The sequence below is a fragment of the Desulfurivibrio dismutans genome (assembly GCF_029210385.1).
GTDB lineage: Bacteria > Desulfobacterota > Desulfobulbia > Desulfobulbales > Desulfurivibrionaceae > Desulfurivibrio > Desulfurivibrio dismutans.
On record NZ_JARGDQ010000001.1, the window covers coordinates 244,910 to 263,506 of the forward strand.

An 18,597-nucleotide genomic window follows, 5' to 3' on the forward strand; every position below is an offset into this window, starting at 1 on the left:
TTTTCGCGCGGCTCGGCTTGGGGTTTATTTCTTGACATCACGGGGCGATAGGCATATTCTGCTGGTTTTTGTTTGCCTTGCTTGCGGCTTGGGGTGGCGATGGAACTCTTTTGTGAAAAATATCGGGAGAAGATGGCCGAGGAAGAGGCTTACTGTAAGCGTCCCGGGGAATACTGCAAGTTCAGGTCCGCCTGCATCATCCATTTTGCTGGTCAGGAACGAGGGCGTCAGCGTCGTCGGCCGGAGGGCGGGGCCAACAGGGAAGAAAGCGCCACCAGCGACTCCGAAAACCGTGCGCCGAGGAAAAATAATGCTTGATTTCAACAAGGGAGAGCAAGGCCTGCTGCCGGCCATCGTCCAGGATCAGGCCAGTGGCGAGGTGCTGATGCTGGCCTATATTAATGAAGAAGCCTGGCGGCTGACCGTTGCCACCGGCAAGGCCCATTACTGGAGCCGGTCGCGCAACAAGATCTGGCTTAAAGGCGAGAGTTCGGGGCACGTCCAGCTGGTTCGGGAGGTCCGGGTGGACTGCGATGCCGACACGGTGGTGTTCAAGGTTGAACAGTTGGGGGCGGCGGCCTGCCATACGGGGCATCGCAGTTGCTTTTACCGGCGCTTGAGCGCCGATGGTCAGGAGTTGGAGGTCACCGAAAACCCGGTTTTTGATCCCGCGGAGGTCTATAAGAAATGAATCAGTTGAAGCTGGGTATTCCCAAAGGTAGCCTGGAAAAGGCCACCATCGAGCTTTTCGCCAAGTCGGGCTGGCAGATCAAGCTCTCGTCCCGCAATTATTTTCCCGAAATTGATGATCCGGAACTCAGCTGTTCCATCTGTCGCCCCCAGGAGATGTCCATATACATCGAAAAGGAGGTGCTGGACGCCGGCATTACCGGCAAGGACTGGACGCTGGAGAACCGTTCCGACGTGGTGGTGGTGGCCGACCTGGTTTACTCCAAGGTCAGCCGCAAGCCCACCCGCTGGGTGCTGGCGGTGCCCGGTGATTCGCCGGTGCGGCGGCCCGAAGACCTGGAAGGCAAGAAGATTGCCACCGAACTGGTCAACTTCACCAGAGAATATTTTGCCTCGCGTAAAATCAACGTCGATATTGCCTTTTCCTGGGGCGCCACCGAGGCCAAGGTGGTTTCCGGCCTGGCCGACGCCATCGTTGAGGTCACCGAAACCGAAAGCACCATCCGGGCTCATGGTCTGCGGGTAGTGGAAGAACTGATGAGTTCCAACACCCAGCTCATTGCCAGTAAAAGCGCCTGGGCCGATCCCTGGAAGCGGGAGAAGATCGAAAACATCGCCTTGCTGCTCAAAGGAGCCCTGCGGGCCGATCGCATTGTGGGATTGAAGATGAACGTGTCCAAGGAGCAGCTCGAGACAGTGGTGGGTTTGCTGCCCAGTCTCCGGGGGCCTACCATCTCGCCGCTTTATCAGCAGGAGTGGTTTTCGGTGGAGACGGTGATCTCCGAGCACGAGGTGCGTGATCTCATCCCTCGCCTGCTGAAAAGCGGTGCCGAGGGGATCATTGAGTACTCGTTGAACAAGGTTATTTAGGTGGTGTCGGCCGGGGTCGGCCCGTACTTTAAAACGCGGTGGCTGCCGCCGGCGAATGCCGTGGCGCGGGGAGTGTTATGATCCAGGTTGAGCAGGTAAGTTTTGTCGATAGCGTTTTCAGCCTGGAGCGGTTGCCGGCCGGTGATCTGCCGGAAATCGCCTTTGCCGGGCGCTCCAACGTGGGTAAATCCAGCCTGCTCAACTGCCTGCTGCGGCGAAAAAACCTGGTCAAGGTCAGCGCCCGGCCCGGCAAGACCCAGAGCCTCAACTTTTACCTGGTGGGCGAGGAATTGCACTTAGTGGACCTGCCCGGCTACGGGTTTGCCCGGGTGGATAAAAGGCTGCAGGCCAAGTGGCAGGAGTTGATTACCGCCTATCTGGAAACCCGGGACAACCTGCGCTGTGTGGTGCTGATCATCGACCTGCGCCACCCACTCAAGGAACTGGATCGGATGCTGGCCGGCTGGCTGCAGGCCCAGGGGACCCCCTGGCTGCCGGTCTACACCAAAAAAGACAAGCTTTCGCGTCACCATCAGCAGCGCCAGGCGCGCCTGCTGGACGCCGCCCTGGGCATCAGCCCCAAGGACCGCCTCCTTTTTTCCGCCCTCAGCGGAGAGGGCCGCCAGGAACTCCTGGAGCGCCTGGAATCCTTTCTGTAGTTCCTGGGTAACCGTTTACCTTTTACCTTATTTCTCGTCCGATTTTAAGACCGCCAGGAAGGCGCTTTGGGGAATCTCCACGTTGCCCACCGTCTTCATCTTCTTCTTGCCCGCCTTTTGCTTTTCCAGCAGCTTGCGCTTGCGGGTGATATCCCCGCCGTAGCATTTGGCCAGTACGTCCTTGCGCATGGCGGAGACGGTGGTGCGGGCCACGATGTTGCCGCCGATGCCCGCCTGGATGGCGATCTTGAACATGTGGCGGGGGATCTCGTCTTTCAGTTTTTCGCAGGCGGAAAGCCCCCTGGCCCGGGCGTTGTCCCGGTGTACCAGTTGCGACAGGGCGTCCACCCGTTCGCCGTTGACCAGCAGATCCATCTTGACCAGGTCGCCGGCCCGGTAGTCCAGTATCTCGTAGTCAAAGGAACCGTAACCCTGGGTCAGCGATTTGAGGCGATCGTAAAAGTCGTAGATCACCTCACTCAGCGGCAGTTCGCAGGTGTACTCGATGCGGCCGGGCATGGGGTAGTGATGGTTGCTGTTGACCCCCCGGCGTTCCATGCAGAGGTTCATCACCGCCCCCATGTAGCGCTCGGGAATCATGATGGTGGCCTTGATGTAAGGCTCTTCCACCCGCTGGATGCTGCCCGGGTCCGGGTAGTAGGCGGGGTTGTCCACCTCAACCATGGTGCTGTCGTTGAGGTAGACATGGTAGTTTACCGAGGGTACGGTGAGGATCAGCGACAGCCCGAACTCCCGCTCCAGTCGCTCTTGGACCACCTCCAGGTGTAACAGTCCCAGAAAGCCGCAGCGAAAACCGAAACCCAGGGCTGAGGAGGAGTCTTTCTGGAAGGTCAGGGAGGCGTCGTTTAAGGTCAGCTTTTCCATGGCCCTCGCCAGGTCTTCATAGTCCTCGGTGGAAACCGGATAAATGGAGGAGAAGACCACCTGTTTGGCCGGCTGGTAGCCGGGCAGGGGCTTGGCGCAGGGATTGTCTTTGAGGGTGATGGTGTCACCCACCTGGGCGTCGGCGATATTTTTGATGCCGGCGATGATGTAGCCCACTTCACCGGCTGCCAGCGCCTTGGCCGGCTCCTTTTTAAAGCGAAAATGGCCCACCTCCTCCACCTTGTGGCTGATGCCGTTGGAGTAGAAGGTGATCTGGTCGCCGGCCTTGACCTGGCCGTTGGCCACCTTGCAGGAGATGATGGTGCCGCGAAATGAGTCATACTGGGCGTCGAAAATCATGGCCTGCAACGGCTGGTCCGGGTCGCCTTCAGGCGGCGGCAGGAACTTGACGATGGCCTCCAGTAATTCCGGTACCCCCTTGCCGGTTTTGGCCGAGCAGAGCTGGATACGTTCGGCTTCCAGCCCCAGGTCTTCCTCAATTTCCAGGGCTACCTTTTCCGGTTCGGCGGCGGGCAGGTCGATCTTGTTGATGACCGGGATTACTTCCAGGTCGTTTTCCATGGCCAGGTAGAGGTTGGCCAGGGTTTGGGCTTCGATGCCCTGGGCCGCGTCCACCAGCAACAGGGCGCCTTCGCAGGCCGCCAAAGCGCGCGACACCTCGTAGCTGAAGTCCACGTGCCCGGGGGTGTCCACCAGGTTGAGCACGTACTCGCGGCCGTCGGCGGCCTGATAGGGCAGGCAGATGGTCTGGCTTTTGATGGTGATCCCCCGTTCCCGCTCGATATCCATGTTGTCCAGCAACTGGTCTTTGAATTCCCGGTCGCTGACCGAGCCGCAGAGTTGGATAAAACGATCGGCCAGGGTGGATTTGCCGTGGTCGATATGAGCGATAATGCTGAAATTTCTGATGTTTTTCATGTGATCCGTCGAGTCTGTCGGGGGGAAGTGGTTCCTGGTAGGGTGGGCGCCGAGCGCCGTCGTTGACAATGATTGGGGCAAGGCCGTAAAATCGCGCACTCTTAACATAAATAAGGCCGGATGACAATCTGATTCTACCCCTTCCAGGCGCGACCTGGTTTTGATGTTACCCGTATCGAGCTTGTCGATGGGGGTGCGTTATACAGGTATTCGTGGTAGAATTACCGACAATAGGCTACAAAGATATGAACCCGATTCCAAAAATCATTTGCACCCGCCGCCGGGGTCAACCCGGTGGCGGGTGCCGGTTTTGCTTATGACCAAAGACGACCCCGAAATTCTGGCGCCGGAGGCCGAGGAGATTGAGCTACTCGCCCCAGAGGCCGGCTCTGAGGCAAGTGAGCCGGAGTTCCACCCTCTGGTCAGCCTGGATGACTCGGCCAACCTGCCGGTGGTTGGTAATGCCGCGCTGCACCGTTACCTGCAGGAGATCAACCAGTACCGGCTGCTCAGTCGGGAAGAGACCGACGAGCTGGCGCGCCATTTCAAAGAGACCGGCGACCCGGAGGCGGCCTATAAACTGGTCACCGCCAATCTGCGTCTGGTGGTCAAGGTGGCCATGGATTTTCAGAAGTACTGGATGCAGAACTTTCTCGATCTGATCCAGGAGGGCAACATCGGGCTGGTCCAGGCGGTGAAAAAATTCGACCCCTACCGACAGGTCAAGTTTTCCTATTACGCCGCCTACTGGATCCGGGCCTATATCTTAAAGTTCATCATGGATAACTGGCGCCTGGTCAAGATCGGCACCACCCAGGCCCAGCGCAAGCTTTTCTTCAGCCTTAACAAGGAGAAAAAGCTGCTGGAATCACAGGGGTTCAAACCCGAACCCAAGCTGCTGGCCCAGCGCCTCAACGTCAAGGAGAGCGAGGTCATTGAGATGAGCCAGCGCATGGACAACTGGGACATGTCGCTGGAAAGCCCGGTGCGGGAAGACTCCGGCGATGAACGCAAGGATTTCCTGCCCACGACCGGCCCCAGTGTCGAGGAACGGGTGGCCACCGACGAGGTGCGGGAATGGATGGCCGGGATCCTCGATAAAATGCGCCGGACCCTCAATGAAAAAGAGCTGGTGATCTTAAGCGAACGGTTGCTCAGCGATGAACCCTCGACTCTGCAGGATATCGCCGACCGTTTTGCCATTTCCCGTGAACGGGTGCGTCAAATTGAGGCCAATCTGCTTAAGAAAATGCGGCTTTACCTGGAGAACGAAGTCCCTGATATCAAAGAGTTCCTGGACGAATTCTTCGGCCCTACGGGCTGATTTCGCCGAATCGTCAATAATGAAGTCGCAAAAAGTCCGTCCATGGGCTTTTTGCTCCTCACAAATCGATAGCTTACCAAGCAAGCTATCGATTTGCGCGACCACCCAAGGGCGCGTTGATGATTGCTTGCGAAGTCATCAATCAAAAAACCATAAGGATAAATGACGCAATGCCCGTACCGTTACTGGATTTACAACCACAAATGGCTCCCCTGCGGGAGGAAATAATGGCGGCCGTGGGAGAGGTGATCGACTCCACCGGCTATATTTTAGGACCCCGGGTGGCCAGCCTGGAGGACGCGGTGGCGTCCTATTGCGCCACCTCTCCGTGCGAGCCCCCGGCCCAGGACGCGAATGGGTTGCAGGCCATCGGGGTCAGCAGCGGCACCGACGCTTTGCTGGTGGCGCTCATGGCCCTGGAGGTTGGGCCAGGTGACCTGGTCCTGACCACCCCCTACAGTTTTTTTGCCACCATGGGCTGCATCCTCCGGCTTGGCGCCCAACCGGTTTTTGTCGATATTGACCCGGTAACCTACAACCTCGCGCCAACCGCCATGGAGGAATTTTTTCACACCCGACCGGCCGAGGCGGCTCGGGTCAAGGCCTGTATTCCGGTGCACCTGTACGGCCAGGCGGCGGACATGAGCGCGGTGTTGCGCCTGTGTGCCGCGCACGGCATTCCGGTGGTCGAAGATGCGGCTCAAGCCATCGGCACCGCCGTCCCACTGGACGGGGGCGCAGCGACTGCCGCCGGTCTGGTGGCGCCCGGGGCCCAAAAGGTCGCCGATGATCGGGATGCCGTGGCTCTGTGGCGCCGGGCCGGCAGCATGGGAGTGGCCGGATGTTTTTCTTTTTTTCCCAGCAAAAACCTGGGAGGGATCGGTGACGGCGGCCTGGTGTTGTGCCGTGACGAGGCCCTGGCAGAGAAAATCCGGATTCTGCGGGTGCACGGCGGCGCCCCCAAGTATCACCATGGTTTGGTGGGGGGTAACTTCCGGCTGGACCCCATCCAGGCGGTGGTGCTGGAGATCAAGCTGCGGTATTTACCCGCCTGGCATGCCGCCCGGCGCGTCAACGCCGATCGTTACCGGCAGCTTTTCCAGGAGGCCGGCCTGGTGGAAGACGGTAGCGTGGTTCTGCCGGCGGCGGTTTATCGGCCGGCGGCGGAAGTTGACGGGGTGAATGATTTTCACATCTACAATCAGTTTGTCATCCGGGCCCGTAGGCGGGATGAGCTGATGGCGCATCTCCAGCAGGCCGGTATCGGTTGTGAGATCTATTATCCGGTTCCTTTGCACCGGCAGGGCTGTGTCGCCCATCTGGAATGTCATGCCGAGGTGTTCCCGGAAACCGAACGGGCCGCTCGGGAAACCCTGGCCCTTCCCATTTATCCCGAGCTCACCGCCGCGATGCAGCAGGAAGTGGCGGCGGCGATAAATTCATTCTACCGCCAAGGTGCAGTGCAGGGGAGATGATTCGTCGACTGGGGATTATGCTGGTGCTTTTATTGGGGGGCGCCGTTCCGGCCCTGGGGGAAATTGCTGGCGATTTGGTGCCGCCCCGGGAGATCGTTCAGCAGGCCAGCCCGGCGCCGCTCTGGCTGGAGCAGTGGCGACAGGCCCGGGCGTTGGTGCGCCGCGGCAGCTATCAGGCAGCGGCGCCAATTTATGAGGAGCTGCTGGCCCAACGCGAAGACCTGAGGGAGGCCCGCTGGGAACTGGCCCGGCTGTGGCTGCACCTGGGAGCGGCAGAGCGGGCTTTGGTCCATTTTGAACTGCTGCGGGAAGCGGCGCCCCATGACTACCAATTTCGCCGTGGTCTGGCTGAAGCCCTGCTGGCCACCGGGAGAAGCGCCCGGGCAGCCGAACTCTTTCAGGGGCTGTTGCCCCAATTCCCCGATGATCCTGACATTCTGGACGGCCTGGCGACGGCTCTGATCGAGCAACAGCGGGAGGCCGAGGCTCTGGCTTACCAGGAACGCCTGGTGGCATTGCTGGGCGCCGACGGTGCCGCCGGCGAAAAGTTGGCGCGGCTTTACCGGCAATTGGGCCAACCCCAGCGGGCCCGGCCGCTGGTGGTCCGGCTGGCCGGACCGGCCGGGGCTTCCTCTGCGCGCTTGCGCTTGGCGGCCGAGGTCCACGATGATCTTGGGCAGCGGCGGCAGGCCGTGGAGTACTGGCGGCGATTGCTGACGGTGGCGCCCGCGGATCAACAAGCCCGGGCCCGGGTGGAGGCCTTTATGCTGGCGGCAGGGGAAGGCGAGGAGGCCTTGAGCTATCTGCAGTCGGCCCACGCCGCCGATCCCGACAACCCCCGACTGTTGCGGCGCCTGGGGCAAGTGCACCTTGAGCTTGAGCAGCCGGAACAGGCTTTGCCCTATCTGGAGCGCGCCCTGGAGAGCCAGCCGGCTGACCGGGAAGTGCTGCAACTGGCCTTGGCAGCCCACGATGCTTTGGGGCAGCGGGCGGAGTCGCTGTTGCTCCTGGAACACTTACTGGCCCTGGAAGGTGCGGCTTCGCCGGAAAAACTGCGGCAGGCCGCTCACCTGTACCATGAACGCGGGGATTATGCCCGGGCGTTGGAACTCTATCCCCGGATCATGACTTATTACCCGGACGACCCGGTGGTCATGGCGGAAAAATTGCGCCTGCTGACCCTGTTGGGGCGGGAAACCGAGGTTGGGATGCTGTTGCGCAGCCCGGGGTGGCGGCCTTTGAACGCCGAAATCTTGGCCGCCTGGCATGTTTTGGAGCCGGCTGACCAGAAGGTGATGATTGCTCTGGTCTACGCTTACCTGGAACAGGGCGACCTGGAAGCCGGCGAGGGGGTGCTTGCGCGGCTGGCGGCGATGGTGCCTGATGACCCAGAGATGATGAGGGTTCGGGCGGCCTGGCTGGAAAGCCGCAATCAGCCGCTGGCGGCGCTGCGGGATTATGAAGAGATTCTTCGGCAGCAACCGGCCAGAATCGAGGTCCGGCGCCGGGCGTTGCACCTGGCGGCCGAGTTGGGTTTGCTGGCGCAGATGAAGGCGCACTTGCCTTATCTGGCGGCCGAGCCGAGTTTCAGCCGGCAACTGGAATTGGTTCGGGCCAAGCTTGAAGTTGGAGACATTGCCGGGACTTTGCGCGATCTTGACCGCCTGGCGGCAGCGTTTCCCGAGGCTGATCGGCAGGTGGAACTGGCGCTGGTCCAGGCTGATGCCTACCGGCTGGCCGGCTTGCCTTACGAGGCCGAACAGGTGCTGCGGGAGGCCCTGTTGCTGGAAACAAGGCAGCCGGCGTTGTATCGAACCCTTTTTGACCTGGCCCTGGCTGGTGGTCGTTACGACGAGGCCGAGGTCTGGTTGAGTGCTTTTGCCCGGCAACGGCCGGCGGCAGCCCTGGCCGCGCCGCTGCAGTTAACGGCCGAAGATGATCCGGTGGCCATGATGCAGTTGCGCTTGCTGTCGGCTCGTGGTGACCACCGGGCGGTCTTGCGCCTGTTGCCGGCCCGTGTGCCTGAAAATAAGCCCGCCGTTGATCTTCGACTGCAGGCGGCCAGGTTTTTCTGGGCCGCCGATGCCCTTTGGTCGGCGGAGCAGCAGATCAGGGAATTGCTGGAGCAGGATGCCGTTGCTCCGGAAGCCCTGGTGCTGGCTTACTTGGTCAGTGAACGGCGCGGCCGCCGGGCCGCCGGCCGCGCCTTTATCAATCGGCTGGAGGAATGGGCGCAACAGGATCCGGGCCGGCAGCTGCAATTAATTGCAATCCTGCAGCGCTATGAATTGCACGACCGGGCGGCGGTGCTGGCCGAACAGGCGGCGGCGGAGTTGCCCGGTTCAATCCGGGCCTGGCTGTTGCAGGCGCAATCCCTGGCCGCCGTGCCGGATAACCAGGCCGCCTGGCAGGTTCTGCAGAATTTGCCGGCGGCCGGGGCGAAGTTGTACCAGGTGCGTCGGCAGGAGTTGGAACTGCTGCTGCGCCTGGGGCGTTTGCCGGCGGCGCTGGCCTTGGGTGATGAGCTGATGGCCGCTTATCCCTGGAGTGCGTCCGACCTGGCTCTGGTCCGGGTACATGTTTTGTGGATGCAGCGGCATTGGCGTCCCGCCCTGGCCGAGCTGGAGTACCGGTTGACCCCGGAAGCCAGCCGGTTGTTGGCCGCCGACGCGCAAGAGTTGAGTTTGGAGATGCCGTCGGGGGAATCGTCCGGGTTATGGGGTAAAATCATCGGGGCCGCCAGTCCGCTGGTGGAGTTGACCGACCAAGTGATGAGCCCGGCCTACGCCGCCGGGATCATCGTCGGCGATGATCGCTTGCGCCGGGTGGCGGCGCCGCTTTATGCCGAGTATCGCTGGCAGCAGCGCTTTGCTCTGGAACTGCGGGCCCGGGCGGCGGTGGAACGGCGGGATTTTTTTGCCGCCACCCGGGGGTATGAACAGTTGGAACGGAATTATCCCGGGGAGGGGCCGGCGCTGTTCGATCTGGCGGGGCTCTACAGCCGTTTTCAGCGCTGGGAGGCGGAAGCCGCCATTTACCGGCGGCTGCAGGCGGCTGATCTGCATTATCCCGGTCTGCCGGAAGCCCGTCAGCGCAGTGACCTTAAACGGCGCCAGCGTTCGACCCTGGGCTATGAATACCGGCGGGAGACCGGTCGTGACGGTTATAAAGCCGTGGGCCGGGAGGCATTAACCGCCGCCCATTGGTGGGCTCCGCTGCTGGGGCACGAAATGGATTTCACCTACAGCCGTATCCGGTATCGCAACACTGAAGGCCCGGGCACCCTCAGCGCCAATCAGGCCGAACTGCTTTATCGCCGTGATGCCTTTGCCGGGGTGGATTTGTTGCTGGGGGTCGGGGCCTGGTTGACGGCGGGGGACTCTGGGGAGGGGCGAAACTCTGCCCTGGGCCGGGCTGAAATCGCCGGTGACCTGGGGGATCGTGTCCGGGGGCGGATCGCCTACCGGCGAGAGCCGGTGGAAGATACCCTGGCTGCTCTGCGGCGGGGGATCAGGGCGGATACCATCGCGCTGGAAGGAGCGGTGGACCTGCTGGCTCGCCTGGAGGCCGGTTCCGCCTACAGCTTTCGTTACTATTCCGACCACAACCAGACCCATGGTTATGATCTGTGGGCGACTTACAGCCTGCTGCCTGATCCCACGCGGCTGACTTTTGGTTATCTTTATGAATACCTGGATTCCCGGGAAGGAGCGCAGGGTGGCGGGGGAGGCATGGATGACGGCTTCAGTGCCGATGACCACCCTTACTGGGCGCCGCTGAACTTCTGGCGCAAGACCTTTGCCGTTAATTTTCGACACCAGTTGAGTGATGATCCTTTTATGCGGGATCGGCCCCGCTATTATACCCTTGGTTATGCCACCAGCTATGATTCGTCGGGCTACGGACAACAGACCCTGGAGGGGGGATTTTTTCTTGAACTCAAGGCCGGGTTGATCTGGCAGGCCGGGATTGAAGTGGTCACCGGCTCCGAATATCGTCGGCGCCGGCTGGACACCTCCCTTACCTACCGCTGGTAGTTTGCCGCTACCGGGCTTTGCGGCCTCCACCCCCGTGCCCAAATCGATGACTTTGACGGCTTCCGTCGTTCGGCAGTGAGTTGCTTGCAATCGGGAAATGGTTGTGGTAAGTCTTAATGCGGTCGGCGCCCCCGCTTCTATCCAGCAGGGGTTGCCGTCCGTTTTATTTTGGTGCTCCAGTTTGCGCCGTTTCGTCCGGGCCATGTGCCGTGGATGGGACGGCGTGATTTTTTACGAGATTGTCAAATTTCTTGCTTGGAGGAAGCAGGCCCATGGTTGAACGTATCCCCATGACCCGAAAAGGCCACGAAAAGCTGCGTCAGGAGTTGAATCATCTGCAGCGCGTGGAGCGCCCCCGGATCATCCAGGCTATCGAGACGGCCCGGGAACATGGCGATTTGAAAGAAAACGCCGAATACCATGCGGCCAAAGAGCGTCAGAGTCATGTTGAGGGGCGCATAATGGAGCTGAAGGACAAGCTCAGCCGCTCTGAGGTGATTGACTGCGATGCCCTGGATTGCGAACGGGTGGTGTTCGGGGTGGTGGTCACCCTGGTGGATCTTGATACCGATGGTGAGGTTCGCTATCAACTGCTGGGACCGGAGGAGGCCAGCGTGGAAGAGGGCAGCATTTCGGTGCTTTCTCCCCTGGGGCGGGCGATGATCGGTAAGTCGGTGGGGGACGAGGTGGTGGTCAAGACCCCCGGCGGGGTCCGGCAGTTTGAGGTGATGGAAATCTCGCCGCCCCAGGAGTAACGGCCCTGTCGGCAACCGCCAGGGCTGTCAGTCAGCGGTCCAGTCGCCGTCGCCAGGTGGATGCTGGCCCTTGCCCCATCGCGTTCAGGTCTGATCGGCGGCGATGATGCCTTCGATGAAGACGTCGGTGATCTGGTTGGCGGTCTCTTCAATGGAGTATGGGTGGTCGGGGGAGAGCACCCATAGCCGGGCGGTTTCATCCAGAGCCCCAAAAAAGGCTCGCTTGAAAACGCCCGGTAACACTTCCGGTCGGAAAATTCCCTGCCCTTGGCCCTGCTTGACAATTCCCGAAATTATATCCAGGTATTCACTGAACTTGGTGAGCCGGTATTCACGCATGAACTTGTTGCTCTGGCGAAGTTCCATCTGCAGCACTTCCGCCAGTTCCCGGCGATCATCCATCAGTTGCAGGTGGTGGAGGGCAAAGACCCGCAGCATCCGGCGGGGATCGTCGCCGGCTTCAGACTCCAGCAGCAGTTTCACTTCCAGGATGATCTTGCCTATTTCCTCTTCAAACAGGGAGATCAGGATGTCATATTTGTTGTTGAAGTATAGATAGATGGTACCGTCGGCCACCTGGGCTTCCTTGGCAATATCGGCAATCCTGGCATGAAAAAAACCCTTGCGGGAAAAGACCCTGATGGCGGCCTCAATAATTTTTGCATGTTTGTCGGCGGTACGTATCATGGCAAGGCTGAGCCCCGGTTCGGTAAATTAGGGATCGTGGCGGCGGTCATCAGTCGGTTGGTGGGACCGAAGGTCCGACCGTGGTGGTTACTTGCAGGGTATTGTTACCCAATAATGGGTGAGCCATCATTCACATTGTGTCCGAAAAATACTATATTTATGCATGATGGTCTTGGCCTGTCAAGGATAATGTTGCCGGTGTCGTCGGTGCCGACCAGATAGCACGTTGTCATGATGCCACTGTCGACGGGCCGGGCGCTTAATATTGATTATTGCGGTGTTCGGTCTTGTGTGGCTTGACAAAAGTACTTCGGTAGCGTTATTTTTCCGGGCAACCAAACTGATAATTGGTGATCGTTCACCAGCGCCCATGACCTGTTGTTTAATGTTGGCGAGAATTGTATACCGGCGGTGGCCGGAAAGGAAGAGATAGTCACATGAAGATTCTGGTAATCGGCTCCGGTGGCCGTGAACATGCTCTGGCCTGGAGTTTTGCCCGGTCCCCCCGGGTTGACAGGGTCTATTGTGCGCCCGGCAATGCCGGTATTGCGACCGTGGCAACCACGGTCGATCTGGACACCACGGATCACGCGGCGCTGATCGCCTTTGCCCGGGCCGAAGGAATTGACTTGACCGTGGTGGGTCCCGAAGTCAATTTAAGTCGTGGTATTGTCGATGATTTCTTCGATGCCGGCTTGCGCATCTTCGGCCCCAGCCGGCCGGCGGCAGCTCTTGAAGGCAGCAAGGTATTTATGAAGAACCTGCTGGCCAAATACCGGATTCCCTCCGCCGCCTACGCGGTTTTTGCCGATCAGGCCCGGGCGGTGTCTTATCTCGATAGTGGCGAGCTTAATTACCCGGTGGTGGTTAAGGCCGATGGGCTGGCCGCCGGTAAAGGGGTGATCATCGCCGCCGACCGGGATCAGGCGGTGGCGGCTTTGGAGCTGATCATGGCCGAAAAAGCCTTTGGCGAGGCCGGCAGTCAGGTGGTGATTGAAGAATTTCTGGCCGGCGAAGAAGCATCCTTTATCGCCTTTACCGACGGCAAAACGGTGCTGCCCCTGCCGAGTTCCCAGGACCACAAGGCGGTTTACGACGGTGACCAGGGGCCCAACACCGGCGGCATGGGGGCCTATTCGCCGGCGCCGGTGCTGACGCCCGAGCTGGAGCAACAGGTGATGGAAAAGATCATGTATCCCACTGTCGCCGCCATGGCGGCGGAGGGACGTCCTTACCGGGGAATGCTGTACGCCGGGCTGATGATCAGCCAGGGCGAGGCCAAGGTGCTGGAGTTTAACTGCCGCTTCGGTGATCCCGAGGCGCAGCCCCTGTTGATGCGGCTGCGCAGTGATCTGACCGAAGTAATGGACGCGGTGATCGATCAGCGGTTGGCCGAGGTAACCCTGGACATTGATCCCCGGCCCGCCGTTTGCGTGGTCATGGCGGCCGGGGGATATCCCGGCGCTTATGCCTCCGGCCGGGCAATCAAGGGCCTGGATGAGGCGGGGAAGCTGGCCGGCGTCGAGGTTTTTCATGCCGGTACGCGTCGCGAGAATGGCGACATAGTAACCGCCGGTGGTCGGGTTCTGGGGGTTACCACCCTGGCCGACGATCTGCCGGCGGCTATTGAACAGGCGTATCGGGCGGTGGCGCTGATTTCCTGGTCCGACTGTTACTACCGGCGGGACATCGGTCAGAAGGCCTTGCGCCCTCGTTAGCCACCTTAGTATAATACCATTTAATATCTGGAGACTCAGCCGGCTTGCAACCTTCAACCCATGCCGAGGCCGTGGTTACCCCCGCCGATCTGGAACAGGCGGTGGCGATCATCCGCCGCGGCGGAATCGTCGCTTTTCCCACGGAAACCTATTACGGGCTGGCGGTTGACCCCTTTAACCGGGAGGCGGTTTCCCGTCTCTTTGCCGTTAAAAGGCGCGCGCCCGACAAACCGATTCTTTGTCTGGTACCCGATCGGGAGCATTTGTTTTCCCTGATTCGCACGATCCCCACCTGCTATGAAACCCTTATGGAGGCCTTCTGGCCCGGGCCGCTAACCTTGATTTTCGACGCCCGGGAAGAGGTGCCGGTCAGTCTTACCGGTTACAGCGGCACCATTGGCGTCAGGGTTTCCTCGCACCCGGTGGCGGCTTGGTTGGCAAAGGCTTATGGCGGGCCCATATCCGCCACCAGTGCCAATTTTTCCGGGCACCCGGCGGCGGCGAGCGCCGTTGAGGTGGGAACCCAGTTGGGTCCCGACGTGGATTTGATTCTTGATGGTGGTGATACGCCCGGCGGTACCGGGTCCACCCTGGTCGGCCTGGACAATGAGCAGCTGGTGCTGCGCCGGGCCGGGGTGGTCACACTTCAACAACTAAATGATGTTTTAACTCCACACTTTGTCGTGGATGCCCGTGAGGAGTCGGCATGATTTCTGATTTACAGTGGGATCGCAGTTTTGCCTTGGAACAGGCCGGCGACGACGAGGCGTTGCTGGCCGAACTGCTGGCCATCCTGCGCCAGTCTGCCGGCGATGACCTGCGGCGGATGAAGGAGGCGATGCATGCCGGTGACGGCCGGGCCTTGGCCAACGCGGCCCATAACATAAAAGGGGCGGCCGCCAGCCTGGGGATGGAAAAGCTGCGACGGGTTGCCTCCGAGCTGGAGCAGGTTGGTCGCTCGGGGGAGATGGCCGCAGCCGCGGCCAAGCTTGACACCCTCGAGGCGATGCTTGGTCAGTTAAAAGCGGTCAAATAAGTTCTGCCGACCCCACCCTGTGGTTGAGGCCACAGAAGCTGGTGGACTCCGCGCAGGCCTGGCTTTCGTCTCGCCTATTCTGGCGGTTTCGGGCTGAACTGGCTAGAGAGTTAAGGGTGGCAGCCTCATCACACAGGATGACCGATTCATGTACGACGCCCAGCAGATCGTTCGTAAATTCAGCGATATTAAAACATTGCCACACGTTGCGTTCAGGGTCAACCAGTTGGTTAAGGATGATCAGGCCACCATGCATGACTTCGAAGAGGTCATCAAACTGGACCCGGTACTGGTTACCCGCCTGCTGCGATTGGTCAACAGTCCTTATTTTGGGCTGGTCCAGAAAGTGGAATCCATTTCCAAAGCCGTGGTATTCTGTGGTCTTAAGCAGTTGCGTAACCTGGTGACGGTGGAAGCTCTGCGGGGGATGTTCAAGGGGGACGGGGAGCGCTTCTCCCGGGAAAAGCTGTGGCTGCATTCGGCCACCGTGGCCATTTTGGCGGAGATGATTGCCAAACGGATTTTCGGCCTGGACGGCGAGGATGTTTTTCTGGCCGGTATTATTCATGATGTCGGTCTGGTGGCGGAAGATCAGGTGGCCGGGGAGGAATTGCGGCTGGCCGCCGATGCCATGCGCCGGGGTGAGGGGTTGCTGCTGGAGTGTGAACGGCGTTATCTGGGTACCGATCACTGTGAGACCGGCGCCCTGCTGGCCAAGGAGTGGAAGCTCTCCGACCAGGTGTTCAAGGCCATCAGGTATCACCATGACGACCGCAAAACCTTTACCCTGCCCAGCGTTCCCGCCATCATTGTGCTGGCCGATTTCATGGCCTTCAAAATGCAGTACAACCCGGTGCCGGGGGCGCCGGTGCCTTCTCTCCCTCCAGTGCTGGCCAGGCACGTCAAGAGCATGATGGCCAATTACAAGATTATCGTTCGGGATCTGCCGGCGGAAATGGAAAAGGCCAGGGAGCTTTACCGCACCGATGATTGATTCGGACTTTACGGAAATTTTTGGCGAACTGCTCGCCGAGCACGAGACCGAAGAGGACTTGCTCGGAGTGTTGGCTGAACTGGTGCCCGGCAGCGGGCTGCTGCTGGTGGTCGAGGACGGGACCCGGCTGCAGGCGGGGATCCCTTTGGTGTTGCCGGCGGCTACGGAAGAGGCGCTGCGGGCGGCTCTGCCGCCGCTGGACGCCCCCCCATCCTCCCCTCTGGTGGCACCGGTGGCACAACGTTTGGGGTCTGGCTGGGTGTATGCCCTGACCATGGAACGCTTGGCCGGAGTACTGTTCTGGATGATCCCCGGCGGCACGGACATGACCTCCGAGCCGGCCGGAGAGGCCCTGCTGCGGAACACCCTGCTTTATGCTTTGGGCGAGCAGGAAAGGCGGGAAACGGCCGCCCAGGAAGCGCAATTCCGGCGCCAGATTGAGGTGTTGAAACAGCAGCACGGCCGGCTGATTGAGGATAATTACCGGCAGTACCGGATCAATCGGGAAAAAGAGCAGGAATACGCCCGTACCCTGGAGAGTGAAATTGCCCGCCAGACCGCAGAACTCCGGGAAGCTAACGTCCGGCTGGAAGAGGGCAGCCGCCTGAAAAGTGAATTTCTGGCCAATATGAGCCATGAGTTGCGAACCCCGATGAATGCCATCATCGGTTTCGCCGAGTTGCTGGCGGACACCACTCTGGATGCTTCCCAACAGGAATACTGCCGTACCATTCGCCAGTCGTCGGCGACGCTGCTGGCGCTGATCAACGACATCCTTGATCTGGCCAAGATTGAAGCCGGACGCCTGGAACTGGAGATTGTCAGCTTTAGCCTGGACGAGTTGCTGGAGAGTGTGGCGGCGATGTTTAAGCTTGCCGTTCGCGACAAGGGGATCACCCTGCAGGTGCGGCGTGATCCGGCCCTGCCGGATTTTTTTCGGGGGGACAGCCACCGGTTGCGCCAGGTGCTCACCAATCTGGTGGGTAATGCCGTCAAATTTACCGACCGCGGTGCGGTGGAACTGCTGGTGGAACCTGTGTCGCCGCCGGCAGCGACGGGTCAGGAGCGACTGCTGCGTTTTATGGTCCGGGACAGCGGGATTGGGATTCCCGCCCATCGACTGGAGGCCATCTTCGAAAAATTCACCCAGGCGGACGGTTCCACCACCCGGCGCTTTGGGGGGACCGGGTTGGGGCTGGCCATCTGTCGGCAACTGGTGGCGCTGATGGGAGGGCAGATCAGCGTGGAGAGCGGTGAAGGGCAGGGCAGTACCTTCAGTTTTAGCGTCAGTCTGCCGGTGGCCGAGGCGGCGGCTCCAGCCCCAGCGACAACAACCGCGACCGGCCGGGCCGGGCCGGTGGTGGGTGGTCGGCGGGTGCTGCTGGTGGAGGATAACCCGGTCAATCAGCGTCTGGCCTCCCTGATGACCAGCAAACAGGGTTGTGACCCGGTGGTGGCGGCCGACGGGTTGGAGGCCCTGGAGCGCTTGCGGGAAGAAGAGTTTGATCTGGTGTTAATGGATGTCCAGATGCCCCGTATGGATGGCCTGGCCGCCACCCGTGAAATCCGGGCGATTGAAAGCGATCCCGGGCGGCGTGGCGAGTACGCCTCGCTGGCCGGGCGCAGCGAGCCGATTCCCGTTGTCGGGTTGACCGCCCATGCCCGTAGTGAAGATGAGCAGGCCTGTTATGCCGCTGGCATGGATGCTTTCCTGAGTAAACCCATTGTCAGGGAACGGTTGGTGGCGGTGCTCACCGACCCCGGTGGTAAAGCCTGATCACTCTGCCCGTCGTCGGCGCCGGCGGGGCGGGGAAAGCCAGCCGGATTTCCAGATGCCTGGCCGGCAGTAAAGCTCCCAGCCGCTCCGGCCACTCGATGATGCAAACCCCTTCTCCGTGCAGGTAGTCCTCAATTCCCAGTTCCAGCAGTTCATCCTCATCGTCGCCCAAGCGATACAGGTCAAGATGAAACAGCGGCAACCGCCCCCGGTGCTCATGAACCAGGGCGAAGGTGGGGCTGGTTACCGGCTGGTCGACCGGAACTTCCAGGCCGGCGGCAATGGCCTGGGTCAGGGTGGTCTTGCCGGCCCCCAGGGGACCGTAAAGGCAGATAATGTCCCCGGCGGCGGCCTGCCGGCCCAGTAGGCGGCCGAAAGCTTCCAAAGCCGGGAGATCAGGGAGGATCAATTCGCTGGGGTTGGCGGGCGTCATTCCGGTAGTTTATGGCAAAAGAGGCAGCGGAAAGTCGGCGGGTGATCCTCCGACAGTGGGCTGATGCCGTCCGGCTGATGGCAGGTTTCGCAGAAACTCTCCGCCTCTTTACGGTCCATGGCGAAAAAACGCTGGTGGTTTTCGTCCGGCGGCATTCGAGGTGTGGTTTCCGGTGGGGCGTTCCATAGAAAAAGCAGCAGACCAAGTACGACAACAACGAACACAATATTGAGCAGCAGCGTTTTACGTTTGGGGAGGGTGGTGGTCATTGATTGTTTCCTCGTTTATTATTGATAAGCTCACAAAAACATGACAAAT

General features: G+C 60.5%; 17 protein-coding genes. 13 read left to right on the forward strand and 4 right to left on the reverse strand.

Annotation, left to right across the window (positions count from 1 at the left end):
- Window positions 1-99 precede the first annotated feature (99 nt).
- The 4 genes from P0N66_RS01120 to yihA all read left to right on the forward strand — a co-directional run bounded on the left by P0N66_RS01120 (window position 100) and on the right by yihA (window position 2,219).
- Window positions 100-318, forward strand: coding sequence for an RNA polymerase II-associated protein (locus P0N66_RS01120; RefSeq protein WP_275802110.1), 219 nt, complete (start codon window positions 100-102; stop codon window positions 316-318).
- A complete protein-coding gene (gene hisI / locus P0N66_RS01125) occupies window positions 311-691 on the forward strand; it encodes a phosphoribosyl-AMP cyclohydrolase (RefSeq protein ID WP_275802111.1) in 381 nt (126 codons plus the stop codon). Before P0N66_RS01120 ends, hisI begins: the two co-directional genes overlap by 8 nt.
- Complete coding sequence (gene hisG, locus P0N66_RS01130; RefSeq protein ID WP_275802112.1) at window positions 688-1,560, forward strand: ATP phosphoribosyltransferase; 873 nt, start codon at window positions 688-690, stop codon at window positions 1,558-1,560. The genes hisI and hisG overlap by 4 nt, the downstream gene beginning before the upstream one ends.
- Before the next feature lie 77 nt (window positions 1,561-1,637).
- Window positions 1,638-2,219, forward strand: coding sequence for a ribosome biogenesis GTP-binding protein YihA/YsxC (gene yihA / locus P0N66_RS01135; RefSeq protein WP_275802113.1), 582 nt, complete (start codon window positions 1,638-1,640; stop codon window positions 2,217-2,219).
- 27 nt (window positions 2,220-2,246) lie between these two features.
- Here yihA and lepA read toward each other — a convergent pair whose 3' ends face one another.
- A complete protein-coding gene (gene lepA, locus P0N66_RS01140) occupies window positions 2,247-4,043 on the reverse strand; it encodes a translation elongation factor 4 (protein ID WP_275802114.1) in 1,797 nt (598 codons plus the stop codon).
- 316 nt (window positions 4,044-4,359) lie between these two features.
- On the opposite strand from lepA, the gene P0N66_RS01145 reads away from it, so the two are divergent.
- The 4 genes from P0N66_RS01145 (at window position 4,360) to greA (ending at window position 11,634) form a co-directional block, all read left to right on the forward strand.
- Window positions 4,360-5,367: a sigma-70 family RNA polymerase sigma factor gene (locus P0N66_RS01145; protein ID WP_275802115.1), complete on the forward strand. Its 1,008-nt coding sequence runs from the start codon at window positions 4,360-4,362 to the stop codon at window positions 5,365-5,367.
- Window positions 5,368-5,537: 170 nt separating this feature from the next.
- Window positions 5,538-6,842, forward strand: coding sequence for a DegT/DnrJ/EryC1/StrS family aminotransferase (locus P0N66_RS01150; RefSeq protein WP_275802116.1), 1,305 nt, complete (start codon window positions 5,538-5,540; stop codon window positions 6,840-6,842).
- Entirely contained in the window at window positions 6,839-10,879 is a 4,041-nt protein-coding gene (locus P0N66_RS01155) for a tetratricopeptide repeat protein (protein WP_275802117.1), read from the forward strand. The genes P0N66_RS01150 and P0N66_RS01155 overlap by 4 nt, the downstream gene beginning before the upstream one ends.
- 272 nt (window positions 10,880-11,151) lie before the next feature.
- Window positions 11,152-11,634: a transcription elongation factor GreA gene (gene greA, locus P0N66_RS01160; protein WP_275802118.1), complete on the forward strand. Its 483-nt coding sequence runs from the start codon at window positions 11,152-11,154 to the stop codon at window positions 11,632-11,634.
- Between the two features lie 84 nt (window positions 11,635-11,718).
- Here the strand turns inward: greA and P0N66_RS01165 are convergent, their stop codons facing one another.
- Window positions 11,719-12,321 (reverse strand): TetR/AcrR family transcriptional regulator, encoded by a 603-nt coding sequence (locus P0N66_RS01165; protein WP_275802119.1) that lies wholly within the window; start codon window positions 12,319-12,321, stop codon window positions 11,719-11,721.
- Between the two features lie 437 nt (window positions 12,322-12,758).
- On the opposite strand from P0N66_RS01165, the gene purD reads away from it, so the two are divergent.
- The 5 genes from purD (at window position 12,759) to P0N66_RS01190 (ending at window position 17,846) form a co-directional block, all read left to right on the forward strand.
- Window positions 12,759-14,039 (forward strand): phosphoribosylamine--glycine ligase, encoded by a 1,281-nt coding sequence (gene purD, locus P0N66_RS01170; RefSeq protein ID WP_275802120.1) that lies wholly within the window; start codon window positions 12,759-12,761, stop codon window positions 14,037-14,039.
- 44 nt (window positions 14,040-14,083) lie between these two features.
- Window positions 14,084-14,749 carry an L-threonylcarbamoyladenylate synthase gene (locus tag P0N66_RS01175; protein WP_275802121.1) on the forward strand — a complete coding sequence of 222 codons (666 nt, stop codon included), beginning with the start codon at window positions 14,084-14,086 and terminating at the stop codon, window positions 14,747-14,749.
- Complete coding sequence (locus P0N66_RS01180) at window positions 14,746-15,075, forward strand: Hpt domain-containing protein (RefSeq protein WP_275802122.1); 330 nt, start codon at window positions 14,746-14,748, stop codon at window positions 15,073-15,075. The genes P0N66_RS01175 and P0N66_RS01180 overlap by 4 nt, the downstream gene beginning before the upstream one ends.
- A gap of 148 nt (window positions 15,076-15,223) precedes the next feature.
- The gene (locus tag P0N66_RS01185) at window positions 15,224-16,069 is read left to right on the forward strand and encodes an HDOD domain-containing protein (protein WP_275802123.1); all 846 of its coding nucleotides are present in this window, start codon (window positions 15,224-15,226) and stop codon (window positions 16,067-16,069) included.
- Window positions 16,062-17,846: an ATP-binding protein gene (locus P0N66_RS01190; RefSeq protein ID WP_275802124.1), complete on the forward strand. Its 1,785-nt coding sequence runs from the start codon at window positions 16,062-16,064 to the stop codon at window positions 17,844-17,846. Before P0N66_RS01185 ends, P0N66_RS01190 begins: the two co-directional genes overlap by 8 nt.
- On the opposite strand, the gene tsaE is transcribed toward P0N66_RS01190, so the two are convergent.
- Both tsaE and P0N66_RS01200 read right to left on the reverse strand, forming a co-directional pair.
- Complete coding sequence (gene tsaE, locus P0N66_RS01195; protein WP_275802125.1) at window positions 17,821-18,279, reverse strand: tRNA (adenosine(37)-N6)-threonylcarbamoyltransferase complex ATPase subunit type 1 TsaE; 459 nt, start codon at window positions 18,277-18,279, stop codon at window positions 17,821-17,823. The genes P0N66_RS01190 and tsaE overlap by 26 nt on opposite strands.
- Window positions 18,276-18,548, reverse strand: a complete 273-nt coding sequence (locus P0N66_RS01200; RefSeq protein WP_275802126.1) for a hypothetical protein — start codon at window positions 18,546-18,548, stop codon at window positions 18,276-18,278. Before P0N66_RS01200 ends, tsaE begins: the two co-directional genes overlap by 4 nt.
- Window positions 18,549-18,597: the final 49 nt, after the last annotated feature.

Bases quoted from the DNA above. Each gene is read 5' to 3' on its own strand.
- P0N66_RS01120 (WP_275802110.1), top strand. From the start codon at position 100: ATGGAACTCTTTTGTGAAAAATATCGGGAGAAGATGGCCGAGGAAGAG.
- hisI (WP_275802111.1), top strand. From the start codon at position 311: ATGCTTGATTTCAACAAGGGAGAGCAAGGCCTGCTGCCGGCCATCGTC.
- hisG (WP_275802112.1), top strand. From the start codon at position 688: ATGAATCAGTTGAAGCTGGGTATTCCCAAAGGTAGCCTGGAAAAGGCC.
- yihA (WP_275802113.1), top strand. From the start codon at position 1,638: ATGATCCAGGTTGAGCAGGTAAGTTTTGTCGATAGCGTTTTCAGCCTG.
- lepA (WP_275802114.1), bottom strand. From the start codon at position 4,043: ATGAAAAACATCAGAAATTTCAGCATTATCGCTCATATCGACCACGGC.
- P0N66_RS01145 (WP_275802115.1), top strand. From the start codon at position 4,360: ATGACCAAAGACGACCCCGAAATTCTGGCGCCGGAGGCCGAGGAGATT.
- P0N66_RS01150 (WP_275802116.1), top strand. From the start codon at position 5,538: ATGCCCGTACCGTTACTGGATTTACAACCACAAATGGCTCCCCTGCGG.
- P0N66_RS01155 (WP_275802117.1), top strand. From the start codon at position 6,839: ATGATTCGTCGACTGGGGATTATGCTGGTGCTTTTATTGGGGGGCGCC.
- greA (WP_275802118.1), top strand. From the start codon at position 11,152: ATGGTTGAACGTATCCCCATGACCCGAAAAGGCCACGAAAAGCTGCGT.
- P0N66_RS01165 (WP_275802119.1), bottom strand. From the start codon at position 12,321: ATGATACGTACCGCCGACAAACATGCAAAAATTATTGAGGCCGCCATC.
- purD (WP_275802120.1), top strand. From the start codon at position 12,759: ATGAAGATTCTGGTAATCGGCTCCGGTGGCCGTGAACATGCTCTGGCC.
- P0N66_RS01180 (WP_275802122.1), top strand. From the start codon at position 14,746: ATGATTTCTGATTTACAGTGGGATCGCAGTTTTGCCTTGGAACAGGCC.
- P0N66_RS01185 (WP_275802123.1), top strand. From the start codon at position 15,224: ATGTACGACGCCCAGCAGATCGTTCGTAAATTCAGCGATATTAAAACA.
- P0N66_RS01190 (WP_275802124.1), top strand. From the start codon at position 16,062: ATGATTGATTCGGACTTTACGGAAATTTTTGGCGAACTGCTCGCCGAG.
- tsaE (WP_275802125.1), bottom strand. From the start codon at position 18,279: ATGACGCCCGCCAACCCCAGCGAATTGATCCTCCCTGATCTCCCGGCT.
- P0N66_RS01200 (WP_275802126.1), bottom strand. From the start codon at position 18,548: ATGACCACCACCCTCCCCAAACGTAAAACGCTGCTGCTCAATATTGTG.